We start from the raw sequence: 19,930 nt of genomic DNA, 5'->3' as shown, positions 1-19,930 counted from the left end.
ACGCACGCGGATCTGTCATTCACGCGAGAGCATCGCCACTGCTTCGCGTTCGAGGTCGACGTACGGTTCCCCACTGACGTCGATCGCCACCCGGCTGAGCGTTCCACCGGTAAACGCCCATGGTGAGGTACCCGGGTAGTCGTCGGTCACAGGCTCCCCGCTGTCACGGCCTGCATTGAGCCCTTCGCCACCGCCGATGCTGAACTTGCCTGGCTGAGTGCGGATTCTGCCCTCACCGACTTTCCGATCGCCGTAGTAGAGGCCGAGCACCCCGTGCGCAGTGCCCGACGGATCCTCACCTTCCTTGTCGAAAGTTGCTGCCAAGATTACATTTTCGCCGATGGGAAGGTCTTCGGTGGCATCGATCTTCTGCTGTTCACTGCCGAGGAAGTTGTACACGTAATGCAGTCGGTTGTCCTTGACGTACAGCGAGTGACCACCGAACCTGCCGCCATGCGAGAACAGCACACCGGCCGCACCCGGTTCGGCCAAGTCGACAACTGCCCCGATCGAGTATGAACGATTACGAAGGTTGACAGCGACGGCTTCCGGTACCTCGGCTCCCCCTGGACGGTAGACGTACCGGTTGCGCGGCGGAGCCAGCTGGGGGCGAGGTGTGGTGAGGAGTTCGACACCGGACCGATCATCCAGTGGCAGAGCTTGATTGGCGCCGGCCTCGTGGAACCACAACCCCACGAGCTCGGCGAGCCTGCCGGGTTCTTCGCCGGCAAGGTTCCGGAGCTCGGCTCGGTCCACCTCCGTGTGGTAGAGCTCCCAGGTGTCTTCGGAGAAATGACCCCACCCGCTCAGAGTCGGGTGCGTGGTGACGGCCTTCCACCCGTCATGCCAAATCCCTCGTCCTCCGAGCATCGAATAGAACTGGGTGTGCTTGGCGGTGGGGATGTTGCCTGCGTCGAAGCTGTACCGCATGCTCACGCCTTGGATCGGGTGCTGGGTGTATCCCTTCACCGTGTCGGGCAAGTCGACACCGACGCAGTCGAGCAGAGTCGGGACGACGTCGATGGCATGGTGGTACTGATCTCGAATCTCGCCTCGGGCGTCGATGCCCTCCGGCCACGAGATGATGCAGGGGTCGCAGGTTCCGCCGTTGAACGAGTACCGCTTCCACATCTTGAATGGGGTGTTGAACGCCATCGCCCACCCGTTGGGATAGTGGTTGTACGTCTCGGTGCTGCCCAACTCGTCCAGCTTTGCCAGGTTCTCGGCGAGGTCGTCGGGTACCCCGTTCGCGATTTTGTTCTCGTTGACTGAACCGTCGGGTCCGCCCTCACCACTGGCACCGTTGTCGGAAACCACCACGATGATCGTGTTGTCCAGCTGCTCGATTTCTTCGAGGTATTCGAGCAGGCGTCCGATCTGATCGTCGCAGTGCGAGAGGAAGCCCGCGTACACCTCCGCCATCCGTGAGAACAGTCGTTGCTCGTCAGCGGACAGGGTGCCCCAGGGGCGGGTGAAATCCAGCGGCGGGAACGGTTCGCCGTCAGGTCCGGTGCGGGTGTCAGGAGTGCCTATCGGGTTGAGTGAGGGCAGAGTCGTGTCGTTCGGGACAAGTCCCATGTCCTTCTGCCTCGCCAGAATCTCATCCCGCATGGCTTCGTACCCTGCGTCGAACCTGCCTGCGTAGCGATCGGCCCATTCGCGGGGCGCGTGATGTGGAGCGTGTGCGCACCCGGGTGCGTAGTAGAGAAATACAGGCCGGTCCGGAGCTATCGACTTCACGTCGCCGATGTATTCGAGCGCTCTGTCGGTGATGTCGACGCTGAAGTGATACCCCTCTTCCGGCGTCGACGGCTGTTCGACGGGGTGGTTGTCGTGGACGAGGTCGGGATACCACTGATTGGTCTCGGCACCGAGAAAGCCGTAGAACCGCTCGAATCCGCGACCGACCGGCCAATTCCGTTTCGTGGAAGCAAGATTCATCTCGTCTTCGGCGCAGAGGTGCCATTTCCCGACCATCGCGGTACTGAACCCCTGCTCGACCAGAACCTCGGCGAGCGTGGCACATTCGGGAGGGATGTGACCGTTCCCGCCGGGAAACCCGACCGCGCACTCACTGATGCAAGCCATTCCGTTGGTCGTGTGGTTCCGGCCGGTGAGCAGACACGATCGCGTCGGTGAGCACAGCGCTGTGGTGTGCCACTGCCCGTACCGCAATCCGTTGCCCGCGATGCGGTCGATGTTCGGCGTCTCGATCGGTCCCCCGTAGCAACCCAAGGCGCCGAATCCGACGTCGTCGAGAACGATGTAGAGAATGTTAGGCGTGCCGGCGGCAGCCTTCGGCTGCTCGTACGGGCTCCAGTCGGGAATCGAATCGCGAATATCGAGGTTGACGACGCCTTTGAATGCGTTGGCCATGACCTGGCTCCTTGTAGGTGATCTGAATGCCAGCCTCTACGGCTGCATGGTCAATCGCATACCCCGATTGTGCTCACCGAAGCGCTGTCGCCCGAAATGGGCGATGCCATCTTCGGCAGGAGGTCCGAGTATGAAAGTGCTGGGTCTGTCATCGCCTCACTGGAAGCCAGGGACCACATGAGCAGTCAATTCGTTGAAGCCTCCACCTCCGATAACCCTGACCCGCTTCCGAGCTGGCAGGACGGCACGCCGAAACAGGCCATCAGGCAATTCGTCGAACGCGCGACGACTGAGGGAAGTCCGGACGAAATCGCACCGGAAGACCGGATCGCAGTCTTCGACAACGACGGAACTCTGTGGTGTGAGAAGCCGATGCCGATCCAACTCGACTTCATCTTGCGCCGCCTCGTCGAGATGACCAACCAGGATCCGACTCTTCGCAACCGTCAACCGTGGCAGGCGGCCTTCGAGCAGGACTACGCCTGGTTGAACGATGTGATCTCGAAGCACTATCGCGGCGACGACAGCGCACTGAAGGTGCTCGCGGCCGGTGTCCTGGCGGCATTCGCCGAAGTCACAGTCGACGAATTCGAAACCCACGCCGATACCTACCTGCGCACTGCTTCGCATCCCACTCTCGATCGCAAATATTTGCACTGCAGCTATTCACCCATGGTGGAGTTGCTCGATTACCTTGCGGCCAAAGGCTTCTCCAACTACATAGTCTCTGGCGGCGGACGTGATTTCATGCGGCCGATCAGTCAGGAGGTCTACGGCATCCCCCGAGATCGCGTCATCGGCAGCGGCGTGGCATTGACGTGGAAGGACGACGGTCACAGCGGCACGATACTTCGTCAGCCCCAAACCGATGTCGTCGACGACGGGCCGGCCAAGCCCGTACAGATATGGAACCGAATCGGCCGACGACCTGTCATCGCGGCCGGAAACAGCAACGGTGACCTACCTATGTTGCAGTTCGCCGAACACCCGAACATTCCGGCACTTCGTCTTCTGGTGCTCCATGACGATCCGGAACGCGAGTTCGACTACGTGGACGGAGCCGAGCACGCACTCGACGCCTCGCGCGCAAACGGGTGGACAGTGGTGAGCATCAAAAACGACTGGAAGACAGTCTTCGAACCACTCGCCGAATGACAGTATGGACGTGTGACCCTCGATGATGTCGCCGACGAACTCTACGGCCTCGACCCCGGCGAGTTCGTCGAGGCGCGTACAAAGCATGTGAAGGCTGCCCGGGAGGACAACGACCGCACACTGGCCGCGGAGATCGGAAAACTTCGGAAGCCAACCACCGTGGGATGGTTGGTCAATCTCATTTCGCGCAATCTATCCGAAGATCTGGATGCACTTCTCGCGCTTGGCGAATCGCTACGCGACGCCCAACGCCATCTCTCAGGTCAGGACTTGCGACGGCTGACGACACAGAGGCAGCAGGTGGTGCGAAGTCTCGCCCACAAATCCGGTGAGATCGCGGCTTCGCGTGGAAAGAATGCCGGCGAGGATGCGTTACGTGATGTCGCGCAGACCCTCAATGCCGCCCTGTCCGACGAGGAGACTGCCGCGCAGGTCCGACTCGGACGAGTTGTGACCGCTGCCAGTTACAGCGGTTTCGGGCCGGCGGGACTTGCTGTAGTGGAGGAGGATTCCGTACACGATGCCCCTGCGATCCACACCGAAGACAGCGCTCCGGCCAAATCCACTGCTCCGGATCACAGGGCCGAACAAGCCAAGGCGAAAGCAGAATTGACGGAAGCCAGGGCAGACCTCGAGAAAATCCGACGACGGGTCAAGGCCGAGACCGCCCAGTTCGAGGATGCCAGGTCAAAGCTGTCCGACCTCGACCGCCGCATCGAAGAACTCCGCGCCGATCTCGAACACGCAGAACAGGAACGACAGTTCGCCAAGAACACCGAGAAGGCTGCCGGCGTCGCGGTTCGAGAGTCCGAGGATGAGCTTCGCGAAGCCGAGCGCCGGGTCGACGAAGCAGAAGAGGGCCTTGACGAGACGGAATGAGTTGCACGTTCGGAGATCTTGACCTCTACAGCAGTTCAGGTTCTAGCGTGATTTCATGACATTCACCCGAATCGAACTCGACTACCTGGCCACACAGACTCTCGGACGCCTCGCGACGGTTCAACGGAATGGAACGCTGCAAGTCAGTCCGGTCGGATTCCACTACAACCCGGATACAGCCACGATCGACATCAGCGGTTACAACATGACGGGCAGCCGTAAGTTTCACAATGTCGCGGAGAACGGGCGGGTCGCGTTTGTCGTGGACGACATCGCATCTGTAGATCCATGGCGGGTCAGGTGTGTCGAAATCCGTGGACGGGCAGAGGCTTTGGATGTTACGGGTGCTGGTGCGCATGGTCTCGACGCACCGATCATCCGTATCCACCCCGAACGCATCATCAGCTTCGGCCTCGACGACAAAGAACTGGACGTCCACCAGTTGGTCGTCAACGGACGTGACGTCTGAATGCCCGAATCGAATTGATCAGCCTGCTGCGGCTTCTAGTTCACTCAGTGATTCCTCGAGGTGACCGAGAAGCCGCTGCAGGTGCGGAACATTGCGGCGGCAACCGACGAGACCGAACTGCATGGTGTCCGCATAGCCGATGACGGTGATGTTCATTGCCTGCCCGTCCAACGGAATCGATGCCGGATAGCAGCTCTCGAGCTTCGCGCCGTTCCAGTATCGCGTCGTCGTCGGGCCGGGCACGTTGGAAATCACCAGATTGAAGACTGGGCGCCCAGTGATCAGTCGGGATGAACCAGGGATCAGCGGCAACCCGAGGCCCGCGACGTTCAATGCACTGAGCGCCGTGATCTGAAGGGGCGTCAGTCCCGACATCAGGGACTTGGCGCTACTCATCGAGTCGTGAACTCTCTGAAGTCTGGCCGCCGGATCCGCCAATTCGGTTGCCAGATCACACAACACCGCACCAACAGCATTGCCGGAAGCCTCACCCTCATCGCCTTTACGAAGTGATACCGGCACCATCGCGATCAACGGTTTGTCCGGCAACTCGTCCAGTTCGATCAAGTAACGCCGCAGCGCGCCCGCGCACATAGCCAACACCGCATCGTTGAGCGTCACGTCTGCAACGCAACTGACCTTGCGCAGGCGCTCGATCGGCCACGACTGCGCGGCGACACGCCTCGCGCCGGTGATCGGGACGTTGAAGATCGATTTCGGAGCAGCGAACGGTAACGGTGCGACGTGGTCCTTCACCGCCGAGGCAGCGGCGTTCACAATCGCTGGGCCCACCCCGACCACATCTTGCACGGTCTCGATCACGGAGCCCATCCGCCTCTGCAGGTCCAGCCCGCGACTGGCTCGAACCCGCCCCGAAGAAGGTCGCTGCGCCCACGGAGGCATCGATTCTCGATCGAGCGGGTCCGACGAGAGGCTGCGGTACCACGCCTGAACAGCAGACACACCATCCATGAGTGCATGGTGCGTCTTCATGTACACGGCAACTCGGCCGTCGGCGAGACCTTCGATCACGTACGCCTCCCACAGCGGCCGGTGCCGATCGAGCAGCGTGCCGTGGAGCATGGAGGTCAGCTCGAGCAACTCGCGGACTCGACCCGGCTTGGGCAGCGCGAGCAACCGGACGTGATACTCGAGATCGACGTCTGCGTCCTCCGTCCAACGCACCGGCGCGAAGTTCGACAAGAACTGCACCGGCTTGCGACGGAAGAGGGGGCGAATCGAGTCGACGTCGGTGAGCGAACGGTAGAGCGACCTGGCGAATTCGCCGTCGTCCCCTTCCGGCGGAACGAAAAGCGACAGGCCACCGACGTGCATGGGATGCTCCCGCGACTCCATCAGAAGGAACATCGAGTCGAGCGGCAGCATCAGCGTCATGGCGATCCGTTCTCTCGGGCAGCTGCCCGGAGTACCGATCAGCCGCTGTTCGACAAAGTTACTCGCCCTGACTTCCCTCGTTGGCGACTCCGACAAAACATTGCCCCCTCGATTCGACAGGAGTCCGATATTCCCGTCGACGAACGCCTTTTCGGGTCGAAGCACCTCACAGCGATTCGTGGGTGAATGACGAGACACAGAGCACTGCAACAAATTTCAATCCTCACAGCCACAAGTAGTAGCGAAGGCGATCGCAGTAATACTTTTGTCGGAATTGTTTCAAATTGTCTGTACATCCAAGTCACACGTGACTACCGTCACTCATCATCACAATCCCGACTGGTCGGTTGTACCCAAAGGAGAAATACATGTCCCGACGTTCGACGTCGCGTGGGCTTTTCGGCGCACTCGCCACCGCAACTGTGTTCGCCACCGTCACAGCGGTGGGAAGCCTGTCAGCAAGCATTGCAGGAGCCGCCCCGGCAGCGGAGATCCCCTTCGGCGGTTGGGATTCATGTCCGATCGACAATCCCGAGACCAGCACCTGTATGGACGTCACGGTTACCGGCGGAAACATGAAGATCGGCAAGCTTTCCGTCGGCATTCCCGCCGGGGCGATGCGCATCGCAGGCGGAGTTGCCTACCGAGAAAATCCAGAGGCTGAATTCGGATTCGACCAAGTCTTCATCCCACCGAACGACAACAGTCGGGGGATCTACGCCGAACCTATCGACATCCCCGGGGGCGCACTCGGAATCGACCTACCATTCAACAATCTCTTCGGACTGAACAAGGCCTCGGCCACCGTCGAGTCGACGTCTGCACTCCCCACCGTGGATGCATTTCAGCTTGGCGTGAAGCTACCCGTCAAATTGAAGATCGCGAACCCTCTCCTCGGCGGCAAATGCTACCTGGGCTCGGACAGCAACCCCGTTCAACTCAACTTGGATGTGACCGAATACGGCGTCCTCGAAGAGGTTCCAGGTTTCCCGGATACTGCCGTCGTTCGAAACACCGGGCACACCGGACAGCCCTTCGCCGTCCCGACAGCTTCCGGATGTGGCCCGTTCGGCGTTCTGAATCCAATCGTCAACTGGCGCGCCGGGCTTCCCTCGTCCACCACGTCCAACTCCCTCACCACGACGAGTGACGTCTACAACATCGGTGCCGACAGCCTCAGGCCACAGCCGGCCGGCTCACCCGAACCTGCTGCCGTCGCCGCCGAACGTAGCGCCAAGTAAGTAGGTCGGACTTCATTCATCGCCGGCTTCGGTGGCGTCGAGTAACGCACCGAGGGCGCGGTGGAGCTCGGCCAGTTCCCGCCCACCGGTTTTCGTCAGCACTTCCGTATTCTTTGCATCCAATTGGCGGACAATGTCTTTAGCGAGTTCTATGACTCGTTTCCCCTCGTCACTGAGATCGAGGCAAACGGCTCTCGCATCGCGACTGTCTCGTTCGCTGACAACAAACCCGCTCTTCTCCAACGCTCGCACGAGCTTGGATATGTAGATTCGCTGCAACCCTGTGTGCGCGGCGAGTTCTCGCTGACTAGGCCTCTCCCCCGCACTCACCAGACCATGGAGAGACGCGAGCACCGAATACTGGGCGTGGGTCAACCCGAGGTGCGCGATCGCTCGGTCAACCCCCGCCCGCCAGCGCAAGCCAAGGTGCCACACCAGCGACCCCGTCGTCCATATTTCTCGATCTTGCATTCAAATAGAATACATGGCTACTATCTAAATTAGGGTACATGGAAACTATTTGAGGAGTCGCAATGCCCACAATTCCCGTGCTCGACTCGACTGTGGCCTACCGCTCGTGCGGAGACGGAACACCCTTCGTACTTATCCACGGGAACCCCACATCCTCCTACCTGTGGCGAAACATCCTCCCGCAGATAGGAAATCTCGGCCAAGCGCTTGCCCCTGACCTCATCGGAATGGGCGCGTCGGGCAAACCGCCAATCGACTACGGTTTTCTCGACACCGCCCGTTACCTCGACGCATGGTTCGACCAGATGGAGCTCGACGACGTCGTACTCGTCGGACACGACTGGGGCGGGGCACTTGCACTGGACTGGGCTGCCCGCCATCCCGAACGCGTTCGAGGTGTTGCCTTCTTCGAAACGATCCTCCGTCCGATGACCTGGGACGAGCACTTCCCGGGAGACGCACGAGCGCGGGTCGAGGCCCTGAGAGCTCCCGGCATCGGCGAGACCAAGGTACTCGACGAAAACTTCTTCCTCGAAATTGCGCTTCACAGAACAGTTCTCGGAGAACTGTCCGAAACCGATGCTGAAACCTATCGCGCCCCTTACCCCTCGCCGGAGAGTCGCCGGCCCCTTCTCGAGTGGCCACGGTCCTTCCCCGTCGAAGGAAGTCCCGGCGACGTGAATGCACGAGTGGCGGCGTACAGCGATTGGCTCGCAGAAAGCAGCGAGGTACCCAAACTCCTTCTCACCTTCAGCGGCCCCGCCGAACTTCTCATGATCGGACCTGACGAAGTCGCGTGGAGCCGATCGAATATCGCAAACCTCGAGGTGAAACAGTGCGGTCCCGCAGGACATCTCGCCCCCGAGGATCAGCCTGCGGCCATCGCGGCGGCGATCACCGAATGGACACAGCGGCAACACTGCTTCAGCCGCGACTGAAGTGGGACCGTCGCCACGTTCTCTGAGCGCCGGTTTCCCCGACCCATGCGGTAGCGATCCAGACGGTGCTCCGAAATATGGGACCGACACCACCTCCGCCGGATTTGTCCGATATAACTAACTGGCGAGTACGCCGGTTGGGACGAGGTCGAGAACGAGGGGGCGTGTGTGGTGAACGAGGACGGGTTGGGGCGAACGTCGGGATCGGGGGCTCCACACCGGGTGGGCGGCTTTCTTTATCACCGCAACGGCGACCGGTGGGCGTGGTCGGACGAAGTCGCACGGATTCACGGATACGAACCCGACCAAGTGGCTCCGACGACGGAATTGATGCTCGCGCACAAGCATCCCGACGACCGAAGACACGTTGCCCAGACACTGCATGCCATCCGCACTTCAGGCGGCCCGTTCAGCAGCCGCCACCGCATTATCGACACCGCAGGGGACACTCACTCGGTAATCGTCGTCGGCGACAGCGTCGTGGACGAGTCGGGTGCTGTGGTCGGCAGCTCAGGCTTCTACATCGACGTCACCGAAACCCTGGACAGCACGGTGAAAGCATCTGTCGACGTGCTGGTCAACGAAATCACTGCTTCTCGCGGGGTGATCGAGCAAGCCAAAGGCATGCTCATGGTGATCTACGGAATCTCTGCCGATCGAGCTTTCGACATCCTCGTGTGGCGTTCGCAGGAGACCAACGTGAAACTCAGGGATGTTGCCGAGCAGTTGATAGTTCGCACGCTGGACGATTTCCGGGTCCCGACACTTCTGCGGACCCGGTTCGATCACTTGCTGTTACAGGGTTGAACTTCTAACCCGGCTGAACCACGAACTGGGAGATGCTTAAGGCGGTTCCCGTGGCTGGCTGCTCAACCTCGAGGAACCTCGCCCGCATTGATTCCGGGACGGTCCGATGCGGCCTATCCCCGTTGTTACCCAACGCGGAGTAAAAGGAAACTACTTGTCGTCAGACTTCTTCTCGGAGGTCTCCTCGACCAGTTCAGGCGCCTGTTCTCGAGTTGCCATTCCGCCGTCGCCGCCCTTGTCCACGGGCCCTGGGTGCCCACCCTTGGGCGACTGGTCGTTGTTGTCTTTCTCGGTCATGCGGTCATCCCCGTCATTTGGTCCTGTCAGTCATACGGCGTGCGGCCTTTCAGGAGCCTCGGCCCGCCTCCCTCTCAATCTAACGCTCTCAGCACTTCCCGCAACCCTCACCGGTTTTGTTTGCATTTCAGCGCTTTCGGGCAGGTGACTGCGAACAGCATTTCCGCGATGAGAGGTCGATCCCAGTGCGCGCAGTGACTTGGCAAGGCAAACGAAAAGTAAGCGTCGATACGGTTCCGGACCCGAAGATCGTCGAACCCAGTGACGCGATCATCAAGGTCACCACGACGAATATCTGCGGATCCGATCTGCACCTGTACGAGACTCTGGGTGCGTTCATGAATGCCGGCGACATTCTCGGTCATGAACCGATGGGCATCGTCGAAGAAGTCGGCTCGGAAGTCACGAATCTCGAGATAGGCGACCGCGTCGTGATCCCGTTCCAGATCTCGTGTGGCAACTGTTTCATGTGTGATTCGAGCCTCTACACACAGTGCGAGACGACTCAGGTCCGCGATCAGGGAACGGGCGCAGCGTTGTTCGGCTTCTCCGAGCTGTACGGCTCGGTGCCAGGCGGGCAGGCCGAGTACCTTCGAGTACCGCAAGCACATTTCACACACATCAAAGTTCCCGAAGGTCCCGCGGATTCGCGATTCGTCTACCTCTCCGACGTGCTTCCCACAGCCTGGCAGTCGGTTGAATACGCCGACATCCCGCCGGGTGGGTCCGTGACCATCCTCGGTCTCGGACCGATCGGTGACATGGCGGCCCGCATCGCTCACCACAAGGGATTTCGAGTAATCGGCGTGGACCGTGTACCCGAACGCCTTGCACGCCTTGCCGAACGCGGGATCGAAACCCTCAATCTCGACGACTACGGCAGCAAGATCGGTGACGCAGTCAGAGATGCGACGAACGGCCGTGGAACCGATTCGGTGATCGATGCTGTCGGAATGGAAGCTCACGGGTCTCCGATCGGAAAGCTCGCGCAGCAGTTCGTCGGACTCCTTCCCGATGCTCTTGCCGCGCCTGCGATGCGTAACGCAGGAATCGATCGACTCGGTGCGGTCTATTCGGCCATCGACATCGTTCGGCGCGGGGGGACGATTTCTCTGATCGGTGTATACGGCGGCATGGTTGATCCACTGCCGCTGATGACTATGTTCGACAAGCAGATTCAGCTCAGGATGGGTCAGGCGAACGTCAAGAAGTGGGTAGACGACATCATGCCTTTGCTCACTGATGACGACCCACTCGGCGTCGACACCTTTTCCACTCATCAGCTGCCGCTCGATCAGGCGCCACACGCCTACGAGATCTTTCAGAAAAAGCAGGAAGGCGCGGTCAAGATCCAACTGAAACCGCACGGGTAATAATCAGCACCGATTCCATCCACGTTCGACAGAAAGAAACTGAAACCGAAATGGCTCGCGAACTCACCGTCTCCGACAGCGTCGTCGTCAATGTCGACGCGCTTTCTCTCTATGAGCTCATCAGCGATCCCACTCGCATGGGCGACTGGAGTCCCGAAAACCTGGGAGCTACCTTGCGGGGAGACCGCGAAAGCGCTTTCCTGGGTATGGAGTTCGACGGGCACAACAAACGTGGGCGCGCGCAGTGGACCACAAGATGCACCGTCACCGCTGCCGACGCCGGGAAACTGTTCGAATTCCGTGTTCACAAGATCGGCCTTGCCACGCCACGAATCTCTGCCGCTATTGCAACCTGGCGGTACCGATTTCAGCCCGTCCCCGGCGGAACCCGAGTTACCGAAACGTGGATCGACGACAGACGGGGCTGGCCGGATTTTGCGGCCGACATATTCGACAAGGTTGCCACCGGCGGAAAGACGTTCGCCGACTTTCAGCGCGGCAACATCCGCAAGACGCTGCTGAATATCAAGAGCGCCGTTGAGCAGGAGGTATCCGGCATCGAAGGCAGCACCGGCTGACCGACCGGCACAGCTTGTGGCAGTTTCTGCCACTTTTGGTACAGTGCGGATATGGCAACAGCCCGCCGCACTGCACTACTTCTCCGCGTCTCGCAGAGTTGCGCTGCCGCTTTCGTCGAACGCGGCGACACTTCGACGACCATCGCGGAGCTCGCCGAACGGGCAGAAATCTCCGAGCGCACCTTCTATCGCTGCTTTGCCACCAAGGAAGAGAGCATCTGGCCGATGCTCGACGAGGGAAACCGCAGTCTTGCCACCGCCCTCAGCGCGCAATCCCGCGAATTCGGACTCTCAGCGGCAGTGAAGACGGCCTTTATCGCATCGGTCGGCGAGTCCTTCGAGCCGATGACTCGGTCACTGATGCCCATCATCTTCGGCGACGCGGCGCTCCGGAGAGTGTGGGAATCAGCAACTTTCGAGACGATGGAACTGATCTGCCCAGAAGTTGCACGTCTGATCGATCGGCCAGAAGGCTCGCTCGACACGACAGCGGCTTCGGGCCAGGCAACACTGGCGGTAGTGGCCGCACTGCGCGAGATGGCAGACCTCCGGACCCCCGCACCCAAGGCCATCACCCGCGCGCTCGGCGCGTTCTCGAAGCCATATCTCGCAACACCAACAGGTTAGGAACAATCATGACTCAGGATCTCTCCGGAAAAATCGTTCTCGTCACTGGCGGCGCACGCGGCCTAGGCGAAGCGTTTGCGCGCGGCATCGTCGCGGGTAACGGCCGCGTCGTCATCGCCGACCTACTCGACGAGGACGGCCGAGCAGTGGCCGAATCTCTCGGCGACGCAGCACGTTACGTTCACCTCGACGTCACCGATCCGGCGTCTTGGAAGTCCGCCGCCGAGTACGCGGTATCCGAATTCGGCGCGATCAACGGTTTGGTCAACAATGCCGGAATCTCGGCTTCCGGCCAGACGGTCGCCGAAGAACCGCTCGAGACGTTCCAACGCATCATCCAGATCAACCTGGTGTCCGTACACACCGGTATCCACACGGTGGTGCCGTTCATGAAGGCAGCAGGCGGCGGATCCATCGTGAACATCTCCTCGGCCGCCGGCCTGATGGGCATGGCTCTGACCAGCGGTTACGGCGCAGCCAAGTGGGGCGTGCGTGGGCTGAGCAAGATCGCCGCCGTCGAACTCGGTCGCGACAAGATTCGGGTCAACTCCGTACACCCCGGCATGGTCCTCACCCCCATGACTGCGCCGACGGGCATCAGCCTCGAAGAGGGCGCATTCCCCAACAATCCGTATCGCCGTGTCGGTCGCCCGGAGGAGTTGGTCGGTGCGGTCACCTACCTACTTTCCGACGATGCCTCGTACACAACAGGTTCCGAGATCGCCGTCGACGGTGGTTGGACCGCCGGACCGTCGATCGAATACATCGCCGGCCAGTAAGGCAGGGATCCGTTCCCGCCTGAACCTGCGCATTCCGAACGTCCTCAGGTAGATACCAACGTCTCCCTGATTGCATTCGGAGAACTCAACTTTCGCAGGCGCTGCAGCGCACGATGCAGGTCGAGTGACACCTGGCCGGTCGTACGGGCGAGCGATGTTGCCGTCGCCTCACTGTCGAGGCCGACGATCAACCGCAACACCAGGACATCGCGTTCGACAACCGGGAGCGCTGTTGAAGGCGGGAGCGGCCCACTGCTGAACCGGTCGGATGCCGCCCGAGCAATCGCGACGCTTGTACTCACGTACAGCAGGCGCAGGAAAGGCTGATTCGCCGCCGATCCGTCACAAACTGCCGTGAGAACAGAGATGCATGCAGCATCCGCGGCGGAGTCGGAGACGGCCCGATCAAGCTCGGCGCGGCACCGCAGCACAACCATCGGGCGAAACACTGCGTACAAATCGGTCATGGCTTCATCGCTACCGCTCCGTGCCGCGGCGGCCAACATCTCGAGCGAGCCTTCCTGCAACATGGGCTTACAATCTCTCTCGACCCGAAATTCGTCGTGTAGCCGGGGGATCAGCTGGATCCGAACAGTCCGGCGAAGGGGTTCACTGTCGGCGCGGGTGCCTGATCTTGCCCGCCTTGCCATTGGTTCTGATTGCCCCAGTCGTTGCCCTGATTCCAGTTACCACCCTGGTTCCAGCCGCCGTTTCCACCACGGTCCCAATCGTGCGAGTGATCGCCCCCCTGATCTCCGTACCAACTGTTATCGGCCTGTGTTACATCATGATTCACAGTATCTGCCGAGGCCGGTGCGGCGAGCACGGCAATGGGTACGGTCAATACCGCACCCGTCACCGCGAGCTTGGTCCAGAAGTACTTCCTACGTTGTTCCGGTGCGGATAGTCGTGTCATGATCGATCCCTTCTCCGAAGATTTCTCCAGACTCTCTCTGGCTGTCCCGAACGGGGCACACACCAGTGAAGTCCTGCATCCTGGCCGTCCACTGGCACAACCCTGGCAGATTCCTGGCAGGGCTGATTTCAAACCGAACGCCTTGCACTACATAATGTTCCGACGCTGCCTCGTGGTTGTTCGCGCCCCAGTTCCGACCGTTCCGTTCCAGGCGGCAAGGGGTCGCTCGGGCGTAAAGTCGAGAGGGTTCGGCTCAGTCGTCCAGAGCGGAAGGACACCCAGAAAATGCGGAGCGATGGAGATACGTGGGACATCGTCAGCAGCGTCGGACTCACCGCGCTTGCAGTGGCGACCTTCCGCGCATTGGAAAGCGCCCGCTCGGACGCGATCATCGAAGACAAGTTCGCATCGTGGTTCGTAGAAGCTGCAGCGGAGCCGCATTTCACAGCTCTTCTGAAAGATCCGGCACTCCTCGACGACACACCCTTCGGCGGTTTCATGGGATTGCGAACCAGGTTCTTCGACGAATTCTTCTTGTCGTCAACCGAATCCGGAGTAAAGCAGGCGGTAATCGTTGCGGCGGGGTTGGATTCGCGTGCGTACCGGCTGGATTGGAACTCAGAATCCACAGTGTTCGAAGTAGATCAACCAAAGGTACTGGAGTTCAAAGCCGAAGTGCTCGCGGCGCGCGACGCCCAGCCGAAAACTGATCGACGCACTGTGCCTACGGATCTGCGCAACGACTGGCCGGCTGCGCTCGCGGAGGCCGGTTTCGATCCGAAGGAACCTACTGCATGGTCCGCAGAAGGCCTGCTCGCTTATCTCCCCGGCCCGGCCCACGACGCCCTGTTCGAGCGGATCGACGAACTCTCGGCCACTGGTAGTCGGTTGGCAGTGAACGACTTTCCGGCCGGCACGGACCCGAAGAAGCTGGCGACCATCAGATCCAAGTACTTTGCCGAGAACCCGTTCGGAGACCTGGACATTTCGCAACTGTTCTACAGCGACAAACGATCCGATCCCGGCCGGTGGCTCACTGAACACAATTGGACCGTCCGACGCTTCAGCTCGGTGGGGTTGGCAGATCTGTACGATCGCCGGATTCCTGATCTCCCCGAAGAGATCGCCGCACTGTCGACGCAGCCTTCTTTCCTGGCCGCGACCAAGAACTAACTCGGGCAGTCCTCACGAAAGTTACTCGGGTGCAGCATTTCTCCGTTTTGTCCAGCTTCACTATGCGTGTCACCACGACAAGTAGTTGACGGCACTCGAGGATGAACCGATTCAGTACTTCAGGCTGAGTACGTCTACACCTCAGACGGACGCGCGCCGAAGAGAACGCTGATGAAATGAGTCCATGAAACTCGAACACACACGCAGGAAGAGTCGCCCGCTCACGCTGGTGGCACTTGCCTCCGCAGCGGTATTCGCCCTCGCCGCATGTACTTCCGGGCCGGGTTCTGCACAAACCTCGGACAACAGCACAAAGGTCTCCGCCACCGAGACACCCACGACAGTCACGATCCCCGACAGCCCCGTCGGCAAGCAGATCAGCTGGCTTCTCAGTGCGTTCAACACGAGCGCGCCATTGCCCCAGGAAGAAATCGCCGAGCACTTCGGACCCACCGCACCAGTTGTCCTGACGCCTCCGGACTTCGACTCCATCCGAGCCGGACAGCCCTGGACAACAGTGAATTACAAGGGAGGCGATACCGACGGCACCGTTTCCATCACCAGTACCACCGGCGGCGCGTTCGACATAAACGTCGTCGTCGACGGCAGCGGGTTGGTCCTTGGAATGGCGATAACACCGACCAAAGACGATCATGTGCCTGCCGCATCGTGGAAAGAGCTCGAGGCAGCTGTCAAAGCACTTCCCGCGCCGACGAACTTGACCGTCACCGAGGTCACCGGCGGAAAGAACGCCGAAGTCGTCGGTGTCGGCGACACCTCACCACAGCCCACAGGGTCAACGATCAAGCTGTACGTTCTCGGCGCGGTCGCGACGGCTGTCCAGAACGGGACACTCTCGTGGGATCAGAAGCTCACCATCACCGACGACCTCAAGTCGATGCCCGGCGGGACAATGCAGGACCTGCCGTCGGGAACCGAAGTCACGGTCCGGGAGACCGCCGGCAAGATGATCTCGATCAGCGACAACACCGCCACCGACATGCTGATCGCTGCTGTCGGGCGCGAGCAGGTCGAGGCCGAATTCGCCCCGATGGGCATGGCGGATCCTTCGCTCAACATTCCACTGAAGCCGACCCGCGCACTGTTCCAACTCGGCTGGGGCAACGATGGCGCACAACGTATCGCCTGGCGCGACGGAACCCCGGACGAGCGTCGAGCAATACTGGCGGCACTACCTGGCGGCCTGGTGGACATCCCGGCGTCAGCATTCACCACCCCCGCATGGCCTTTCGACATCGACTGGTTCGCCTCGCCCGCCGACCTGCGTGCCGCGTTGGTCTCGTTGCAAGAGATGGCGAAGACCGAGAGCGGTGCACCGGTTCGAGACATACTGGCCGAAGATCCGGCGCTCGGTGACGAGTCCGCGAAATGGTTCACCTACGGCGGATTCAAGGGCGGCAGCTCCATCGGGGTCCTTGCGGGTGCCTACTACGTGGAACACGACGATCGCGCCTGGGTCGTCACCATGCAAACTCACGGTGACGACGCTGCCCTGGTTGCCGATCCGGCTCTGTACTTCGATCCGGTCGACGACGCGATGCTCCTGATCCAGAAGGATGCGACCAGCTAGAACGATAGAAGGTTGAGATTTCGCGACAGTCTCCGACTGGGTTGACAGATGAGGTCCGGATACAGAGAAGCCGCTGTGCTTCCAGTGTCATCCGGATGCACAGCGGCTTCGCCAAGTCTTAGCCCGTGGGGGGCTCGGTCTCGTCCGACGAGAATCCGTCGAAGAATGCGATGACCTTCTGAAGAAGTGCCGCGATGTCGAAATCTTCCAAGCTACCCATTGCGTTCGTCCTTTCGTTTAAAACTGGAGGATGAAACGTGCATCTTGCAATTTCCAATGTAAAGCATGAAAAGCATTATTTCTCGACCACGTGGCACTTCGGTTGCAAATACCTCACTCAGCAAGATATGAGCAAATCACCGCAAATAACAGCTCCCACCCGCAATATTTCCACTTTCCACAACCCATTAAATTCCCTAATTCGCAAGTGGGTAAATCTTGAGAAAAATTTCCGGACGCGTCGATTACGAAAGATCCTCCTGGTGAAACTCTCAATCCAAGACCACAAGGCAGAGGAAGTTGCGACACGGATGACACGCAGTTTTCCCGCTTCCAAGAGGCGCCATCCACATACATGGTGGGCATTCGGCGGCGATAACGAACCGTTAGCAACACAATCCCAGGCACTTTCTCCCACCTTCTGAATTTCACCCATGACCACTGGATATTTTCGCAGATGAAACGCAATACCAGTTCGAAAATTTCATATCTTCAGTGGATACTGTGCACGCGATTAGCTGATCAAATGTCTGTTGACTCACCGAGTCCCCACACTTCGCCAGAACTTCACATCCGAATGCTGGACGTTAGTTTAGATGGGTTCGTATTTCTCGAAATCTGCCCGATAAAGGCGGCCCCACGGATAAACCGCGACTGGACCGCCGCAGGCCACCAGGTCACGATCCGCGCCTCGACGAAGGGCGTGCAGGCACCCTCGCATGAGGGTGAAATCGGGGGTGAGACATGCCTTGGGGTCTCGTTTTACCGAGTCCGACACAGTACGTTTTCCCAGGCACGCCAGTCCCCAGATTCATACGGTGTGCAAGGGCTCGTTGACGCTTCCGAGATGTTGGCAAGACCGACCACAGGCCCCGTTCTCCCGACGAGAACGGGGCTTCCTCGGGTCGGTTTCCGCCTTCGACCGACCGGGTAGACGCGAGCATGGGCGCCACCTGCTCGACCGGATCCACCGCTGGCCGCTACGAATCGACGACCCCGACCGTCGGCGTCGAAGAAGAATTCATCCTCGTCGACCCGACATCCTGGCTGCCGTCCACCGACAATGCCGCGGTTGCGGAAACCGCGTCGACACTCGGTTTGGATCTTCAGCTCGAGTTGTCCCGCTGCCAAGTCGAGACCAACTCTCCCGTGTGCCAGAACATCGACGAACTCCGAACCCACTTGATCGACATGCGTCGGCTCGCGGCGAAAGCGGCCGAGTTGAACGGCTGCAGGCTGTTGGCCGTCGGCGCACCGCTTTCGGGGCCTTCGCGTTTCGAGATCAGCGACTCCCCTCGCTACCGCCAGATGGGCGAACACTTCGGCGCCCTCGCCGCCGAACAAAGTATCTGCGGTTGCCACATCCATGTGGGCGTCGCTGATCAAGTAGAGGCCGTGCAGGTCTGCAATCACGTGCGCATCTGGTTGCCTGCCCTGCTGGCACTGAGCGCCAACTCCCGTATCCACCAAGGAGTCGACACCGACTTCGCGAGTTGGCGGGCGATCCAATGGTCCCGGTGGCCCGTCGCCGGGCCGCCGCCGTACTTCGAGACCGCCGGGGACTTCGACACCGCGGTCGCGAAGATGGTGGATTGCGGCGTGATGCTCGACAAGCGGATGGCCTACTGGGATATCCGGCCTTCCTGCCACCTACCGACCGTCGAGATCCGGGTCTGCGACGTTCAGCCGACGGTCGACGACACCGTATTGCTTGCAGCACTTGTGCGCGCGCTGGTCGCCACTGCACTGCGCGCCGTCGAACGAGGAGTCGTCGCTCCGCGCACTTCCCTCGAGAACCTCCGCCTCGCAACCTGGGTGTCCGCGAAGGAAGGCGTCCTGGGAGCGTCGATCGATCCGGTTACCACACAAAGAATTTCGGCCACGGAACAGTTGCACCGACTCCTGATCCATGTCCGTGACTCCCTCGACGAGACAGGCGAGTACACGAGCGTGGAATCAGCACTGCGCGACAAATGCGTGACCGGCGGCGGCAGCGACTGGCAACAGCGGACGCTTCGCCAGGTCTGCCTGCGGGAACTGATCGCACGTGCCGTTGAGCGCACCGTCCCGACTGGCACGGATACGCATGACGGGCCGACCCCCTGATCAGTAGTAATGCCTCCGACCACCGATAGCGTGCCCGGCCGCGCCCAGCGCGTACAGGATGATTCCGATCACCAACAAGACGACACCGATCGTCCAGAGGATCGGAATGTTCACCACGAAACCGATAATCAGCAGGATTACGCCGAGGATGATCATCACAAGCTCCTTCAGTGCGTTCACTCGGGCGGATACGCCCGCCTCGAGCCGCATACATCAGGGATACCCGTCGGCTGAGCGTTTCATACCCACTCTGACCGGGTATTTCGCTGGGCACCATAATATTTGAAGAATCGAGCCCGCCATGATGAGAATTGTGACTCTGATCGTTCTGATCTGGCTGATAGTCGGGGCCGTCGCGGCCGGCCAACGCGGCTACTACAGCAGTTCGCCGACCAACTGCGCCGGCGTCGGGACCATCGCGCTCACGGTCATCGCCGGCCCGCTGAATTACTTCGGCGTCAACCCCAAAGTCACGGATTGCACGCTCCCCCAGCCCACCGAGTGAGCTGCCGGAAATCCGCGCTAAACCGACTAGTCGTT

22 protein-coding genes are annotated in these 19,930 nt (G+C 60.4%); 15 read left to right on the top strand and 7 right to left on the bottom strand.

The features are described 5' to 3' along the window. Nucleotides 1-15: 15 nt before the first annotated feature. Complete coding sequence (locus AC1DVN_RS05325; RefSeq protein ID WP_153213218.1) at nt 16-2,376, bottom strand: arylsulfatase; 2,361 nt, start codon at nt 2,374-2,376, stop codon at nt 16-18. Between the two features lie 177 nt (nt 2,377-2,553). Here AC1DVN_RS05325 and AC1DVN_RS05320 point away from each other — a divergent pair, with 177 nt between their 5' ends. From AC1DVN_RS05320 to AC1DVN_RS05310, 3 genes are read left to right on the top strand one after another with little or no spacing between them, the layout of a single operon-like run. Continuing rightward, nucleotides 2,554-3,531 carry an HAD family hydrolase gene (locus tag AC1DVN_RS05320; protein WP_046379794.1) on the top strand — a complete coding sequence of 326 codons (978 nt, stop codon included), beginning with the start codon at nt 2,554-2,556 and terminating at the stop codon, nt 3,529-3,531. 12 nt (nt 3,532-3,543) lie between these two features. Then, nucleotides 3,544-4,410, top strand: a complete 867-nt coding sequence (locus tag AC1DVN_RS05315; RefSeq protein WP_477993605.1) for a hypothetical protein — start codon at nt 3,544-3,546, stop codon at nt 4,408-4,410. A 55-nt stretch (nt 4,411-4,465) separates the two neighbouring features. Further along, nucleotides 4,466-4,879 carry a PPOX class F420-dependent oxidoreductase gene (locus tag AC1DVN_RS05310; RefSeq protein WP_019747211.1) on the top strand — a complete coding sequence of 138 codons (414 nt, stop codon included), beginning with the start codon at nt 4,466-4,468 and terminating at the stop codon, nt 4,877-4,879. Nucleotides 4,880-4,897: 18 nt separating this feature from the next. Here AC1DVN_RS05310 and AC1DVN_RS05305 read toward each other — a convergent pair whose 3' ends face one another. Beyond that, nucleotides 4,898-6,274: a WS/DGAT/MGAT family O-acyltransferase gene (locus AC1DVN_RS05305; RefSeq protein ID WP_046378056.1), complete on the bottom strand. Its 1,377-nt coding sequence runs from the start codon at nt 6,272-6,274 to the stop codon at nt 4,898-4,900. Nucleotides 6,275-6,642: 368 nt separating this feature from the next. Here AC1DVN_RS05305 and AC1DVN_RS05300 point away from each other — a divergent pair, with 368 nt between their 5' ends. Then, nucleotides 6,643-7,515, top strand: a complete 873-nt coding sequence (locus AC1DVN_RS05300) for a hypothetical protein (RefSeq protein ID WP_042950976.1) — start codon at nt 6,643-6,645, stop codon at nt 7,513-7,515. Nucleotides 7,516-7,527: 12 nt separating this feature from the next. Here AC1DVN_RS05300 and AC1DVN_RS05295 read toward each other — a convergent pair whose 3' ends face one another. Then, complete coding sequence (locus AC1DVN_RS05295) at nt 7,528-7,986, bottom strand: MarR family winged helix-turn-helix transcriptional regulator (RefSeq protein WP_020906474.1); 459 nt, start codon at nt 7,984-7,986, stop codon at nt 7,528-7,530. Nucleotides 7,987-8,048: 62 nt separating this feature from the next. Here AC1DVN_RS05295 and AC1DVN_RS05290 point away from each other — a divergent pair, with 62 nt between their 5' ends. Together AC1DVN_RS05290 and AC1DVN_RS05285 are read left to right on the top strand one after the other, a co-directional pair. Beyond that, nucleotides 8,049-8,924: a haloalkane dehalogenase gene (locus AC1DVN_RS05290; protein WP_060938310.1), complete on the top strand. Its 876-nt coding sequence runs from the start codon at nt 8,049-8,051 to the stop codon at nt 8,922-8,924. Nucleotides 8,925-9,092: 168 nt separating this feature from the next. Beyond that, entirely contained in the window at nt 9,093-9,731 is a 639-nt protein-coding gene (locus tag AC1DVN_RS05285; RefSeq protein ID WP_477993604.1) for a PAS and ANTAR domain-containing protein, read from the top strand. A gap of 150 nt (nt 9,732-9,881) precedes the next feature. Here AC1DVN_RS05285 and AC1DVN_RS05280 read toward each other — a convergent pair whose 3' ends face one another. Beyond that, nucleotides 9,882-10,028, bottom strand: a complete 147-nt coding sequence (locus AC1DVN_RS05280; protein ID WP_019747202.1) for a hypothetical protein — start codon at nt 10,026-10,028, stop codon at nt 9,882-9,884. A gap of 185 nt (nt 10,029-10,213) precedes the next feature. On the opposite strand from AC1DVN_RS05280, the gene AC1DVN_RS05275 reads away from it, so the two are divergent. From AC1DVN_RS05275 to AC1DVN_RS05260, 4 genes are read left to right on the top strand one after another with little or no spacing between them, the layout of a single operon-like run. Then, nucleotides 10,214-11,401: a zinc-dependent alcohol dehydrogenase gene (locus AC1DVN_RS05275; RefSeq protein ID WP_019747201.1), complete on the top strand. Its 1,188-nt coding sequence runs from the start codon at nt 10,214-10,216 to the stop codon at nt 11,399-11,401. A 50-nt stretch (nt 11,402-11,451) separates the two neighbouring features. Further along, a complete protein-coding gene (locus AC1DVN_RS05270) occupies nt 11,452-11,979 on the top strand; it encodes an SRPBCC family protein (RefSeq protein WP_020906471.1) in 528 nt (175 codons plus the stop codon). Nucleotides 11,980-12,030: 51 nt separating this feature from the next. Further along, entirely contained in the window at nt 12,031-12,606 is a 576-nt protein-coding gene (locus AC1DVN_RS05265) for a TetR/AcrR family transcriptional regulator (protein WP_477993603.1), read from the top strand. Nucleotides 12,607-12,614: 8 nt separating this feature from the next. After that, complete coding sequence (locus AC1DVN_RS05260; protein ID WP_070387165.1) at nt 12,615-13,385, top strand: glucose 1-dehydrogenase; 771 nt, start codon at nt 12,615-12,617, stop codon at nt 13,383-13,385. Nucleotides 13,386-13,429: 44 nt separating this feature from the next. Here AC1DVN_RS05260 and AC1DVN_RS05255 read toward each other — a convergent pair whose 3' ends face one another. Then, a complete protein-coding gene (locus AC1DVN_RS05255; RefSeq protein WP_070387164.1) occupies nt 13,430-13,915 on the bottom strand; it encodes an RNA polymerase subunit sigma in 486 nt (161 codons plus the stop codon). A gap of 47 nt (nt 13,916-13,962) precedes the next feature. Further along, on the bottom strand, nt 13,963-14,301 hold the full coding sequence (locus AC1DVN_RS05250; RefSeq protein ID WP_021333190.1) for a hypothetical protein: 339 nt from the start codon (nt 14,299-14,301) through the stop codon (nt 13,963-13,965). A gap of 285 nt (nt 14,302-14,586) precedes the next feature. Here AC1DVN_RS05250 and AC1DVN_RS05245 point away from each other — a divergent pair, with 285 nt between their 5' ends. From AC1DVN_RS05245 to AC1DVN_RS05230, 4 genes are all read left to right on the top strand, one after another. Beyond that, nucleotides 14,587-15,474, top strand: a complete 888-nt coding sequence (locus tag AC1DVN_RS05245; protein WP_020968642.1) for an SAM-dependent methyltransferase — start codon at nt 14,587-14,589, stop codon at nt 15,472-15,474. A gap of 184 nt (nt 15,475-15,658) precedes the next feature. Then, the gene (locus tag AC1DVN_RS05240) at nt 15,659-17,065 is read left to right on the top strand and encodes a serine hydrolase (protein WP_070387163.1); all 1,407 of its coding nucleotides are present in this window, start codon (nt 15,659-15,661) and stop codon (nt 17,063-17,065) included. A 257-nt stretch (nt 17,066-17,322) separates the two neighbouring features. Continuing rightward, the gene (locus AC1DVN_RS05235; protein ID WP_141752498.1) at nt 17,323-17,709 is read left to right on the top strand and encodes a hypothetical protein; all 387 of its coding nucleotides are present in this window, start codon (nt 17,323-17,325) and stop codon (nt 17,707-17,709) included. Nucleotides 17,710-18,226: 517 nt separating this feature from the next. Continuing rightward, nucleotides 18,227-19,390, top strand: a complete 1,164-nt coding sequence (locus tag AC1DVN_RS05230) for a carboxylate-amine ligase (RefSeq protein ID WP_047889156.1) — start codon at nt 18,227-18,229, stop codon at nt 19,388-19,390. On the opposite strand, the gene AC1DVN_RS05225 is transcribed toward AC1DVN_RS05230, so the two are convergent. Next, nucleotides 19,391-19,546 carry a DUF6131 family protein gene (locus tag AC1DVN_RS05225; protein WP_003945912.1) on the bottom strand — a complete coding sequence of 52 codons (156 nt, stop codon included), beginning with the start codon at nt 19,544-19,546 and terminating at the stop codon, nt 19,391-19,393. Between the two features lie 145 nt (nt 19,547-19,691). On the opposite strand from AC1DVN_RS05225, the gene AC1DVN_RS05220 reads away from it, so the two are divergent. After that, complete coding sequence (locus tag AC1DVN_RS05220; RefSeq protein ID WP_003945456.1) at nt 19,692-19,895, top strand: hypothetical protein; 204 nt, start codon at nt 19,692-19,694, stop codon at nt 19,893-19,895. Nucleotides 19,896-19,930: the final 35 nt, after the last annotated feature.

Source organism: Rhodococcus sp. P4_E4, from assembly GCF_056401575.1.
This window is presented reverse-complemented; position numbering and strand designations above follow the sequence as displayed.

What these genes read in the sequence shown, in the direction of transcription:
- AC1DVN_RS05305 (WP_046378056.1), bottom strand. Translation starts at nt 6,274, where the DNA reads ATGACGCTGATGCTGCCGCTCGACTCGATGTTCCTTCTGATGGAGTCG.
- AC1DVN_RS05260 (WP_070387165.1), top strand. Translation starts at nt 12,615, where the DNA reads ATGACTCAGGATCTCTCCGGAAAAATCGTTCTCGTCACTGGCGGCGCA.
- AC1DVN_RS05245 (WP_020968642.1), top strand. Translation starts at nt 14,587, where the DNA reads ATGCGGAGCGATGGAGATACGTGGGACATCGTCAGCAGCGTCGGACTC.
- AC1DVN_RS05255 (WP_070387164.1), bottom strand. Translation starts at nt 13,915, where the DNA reads ATGTTGCAGGAAGGCTCGCTCGAGATGTTGGCCGCCGCGGCACGGAGC.
- AC1DVN_RS05265 (WP_477993603.1), top strand. Translation starts at nt 12,031, where the DNA reads ATGGCAACAGCCCGCCGCACTGCACTACTTCTCCGCGTCTCGCAGAGT.
- AC1DVN_RS05310 (WP_019747211.1), top strand. Translation starts at nt 4,466, where the DNA reads ATGACATTCACCCGAATCGAACTCGACTACCTGGCCACACAGACTCTC.
- AC1DVN_RS05240 (WP_070387163.1), top strand. Translation starts at nt 15,659, where the DNA reads ATGAAACTCGAACACACACGCAGGAAGAGTCGCCCGCTCACGCTGGTG.
- AC1DVN_RS05225 (WP_003945912.1), bottom strand. Translation starts at nt 19,546, where the DNA reads ATGATCATCCTCGGCGTAATCCTGCTGATTATCGGTTTCGTGGTGAAC.
- AC1DVN_RS05290 (WP_060938310.1), top strand. Translation starts at nt 8,049, where the DNA reads ATGCCCACAATTCCCGTGCTCGACTCGACTGTGGCCTACCGCTCGTGC.
- AC1DVN_RS05280 (WP_019747202.1), bottom strand. Translation starts at nt 10,028, where the DNA reads ATGACCGAGAAAGACAACAACGACCAGTCGCCCAAGGGTGGGCACCCA.
- AC1DVN_RS05295 (WP_020906474.1), bottom strand. Translation starts at nt 7,986, where the DNA reads ATGCAAGATCGAGAAATATGGACGACGGGGTCGCTGGTGTGGCACCTT.
- AC1DVN_RS05300 (WP_042950976.1), top strand. Translation starts at nt 6,643, where the DNA reads ATGTCCCGACGTTCGACGTCGCGTGGGCTTTTCGGCGCACTCGCCACC.
- AC1DVN_RS05220 (WP_003945456.1), top strand. Translation starts at nt 19,692, where the DNA reads ATGATGAGAATTGTGACTCTGATCGTTCTGATCTGGCTGATAGTCGGG.
- AC1DVN_RS05320 (WP_046379794.1), top strand. Translation starts at nt 2,554, where the DNA reads ATGAGCAGTCAATTCGTTGAAGCCTCCACCTCCGATAACCCTGACCCG.
- AC1DVN_RS05270 (WP_020906471.1), top strand. Translation starts at nt 11,452, where the DNA reads ATGGCTCGCGAACTCACCGTCTCCGACAGCGTCGTCGTCAATGTCGAC.
- AC1DVN_RS05250 (WP_021333190.1), bottom strand. Translation starts at nt 14,301, where the DNA reads ATGACACGACTATCCGCACCGGAACAACGTAGGAAGTACTTCTGGACC.
- AC1DVN_RS05325 (WP_153213218.1), bottom strand. Translation starts at nt 2,376, where the DNA reads ATGGCCAACGCATTCAAAGGCGTCGTCAACCTCGATATTCGCGATTCG.
- AC1DVN_RS05230 (WP_047889156.1), top strand. Translation starts at nt 18,227, where the DNA reads ATGGGCGCCACCTGCTCGACCGGATCCACCGCTGGCCGCTACGAATCG.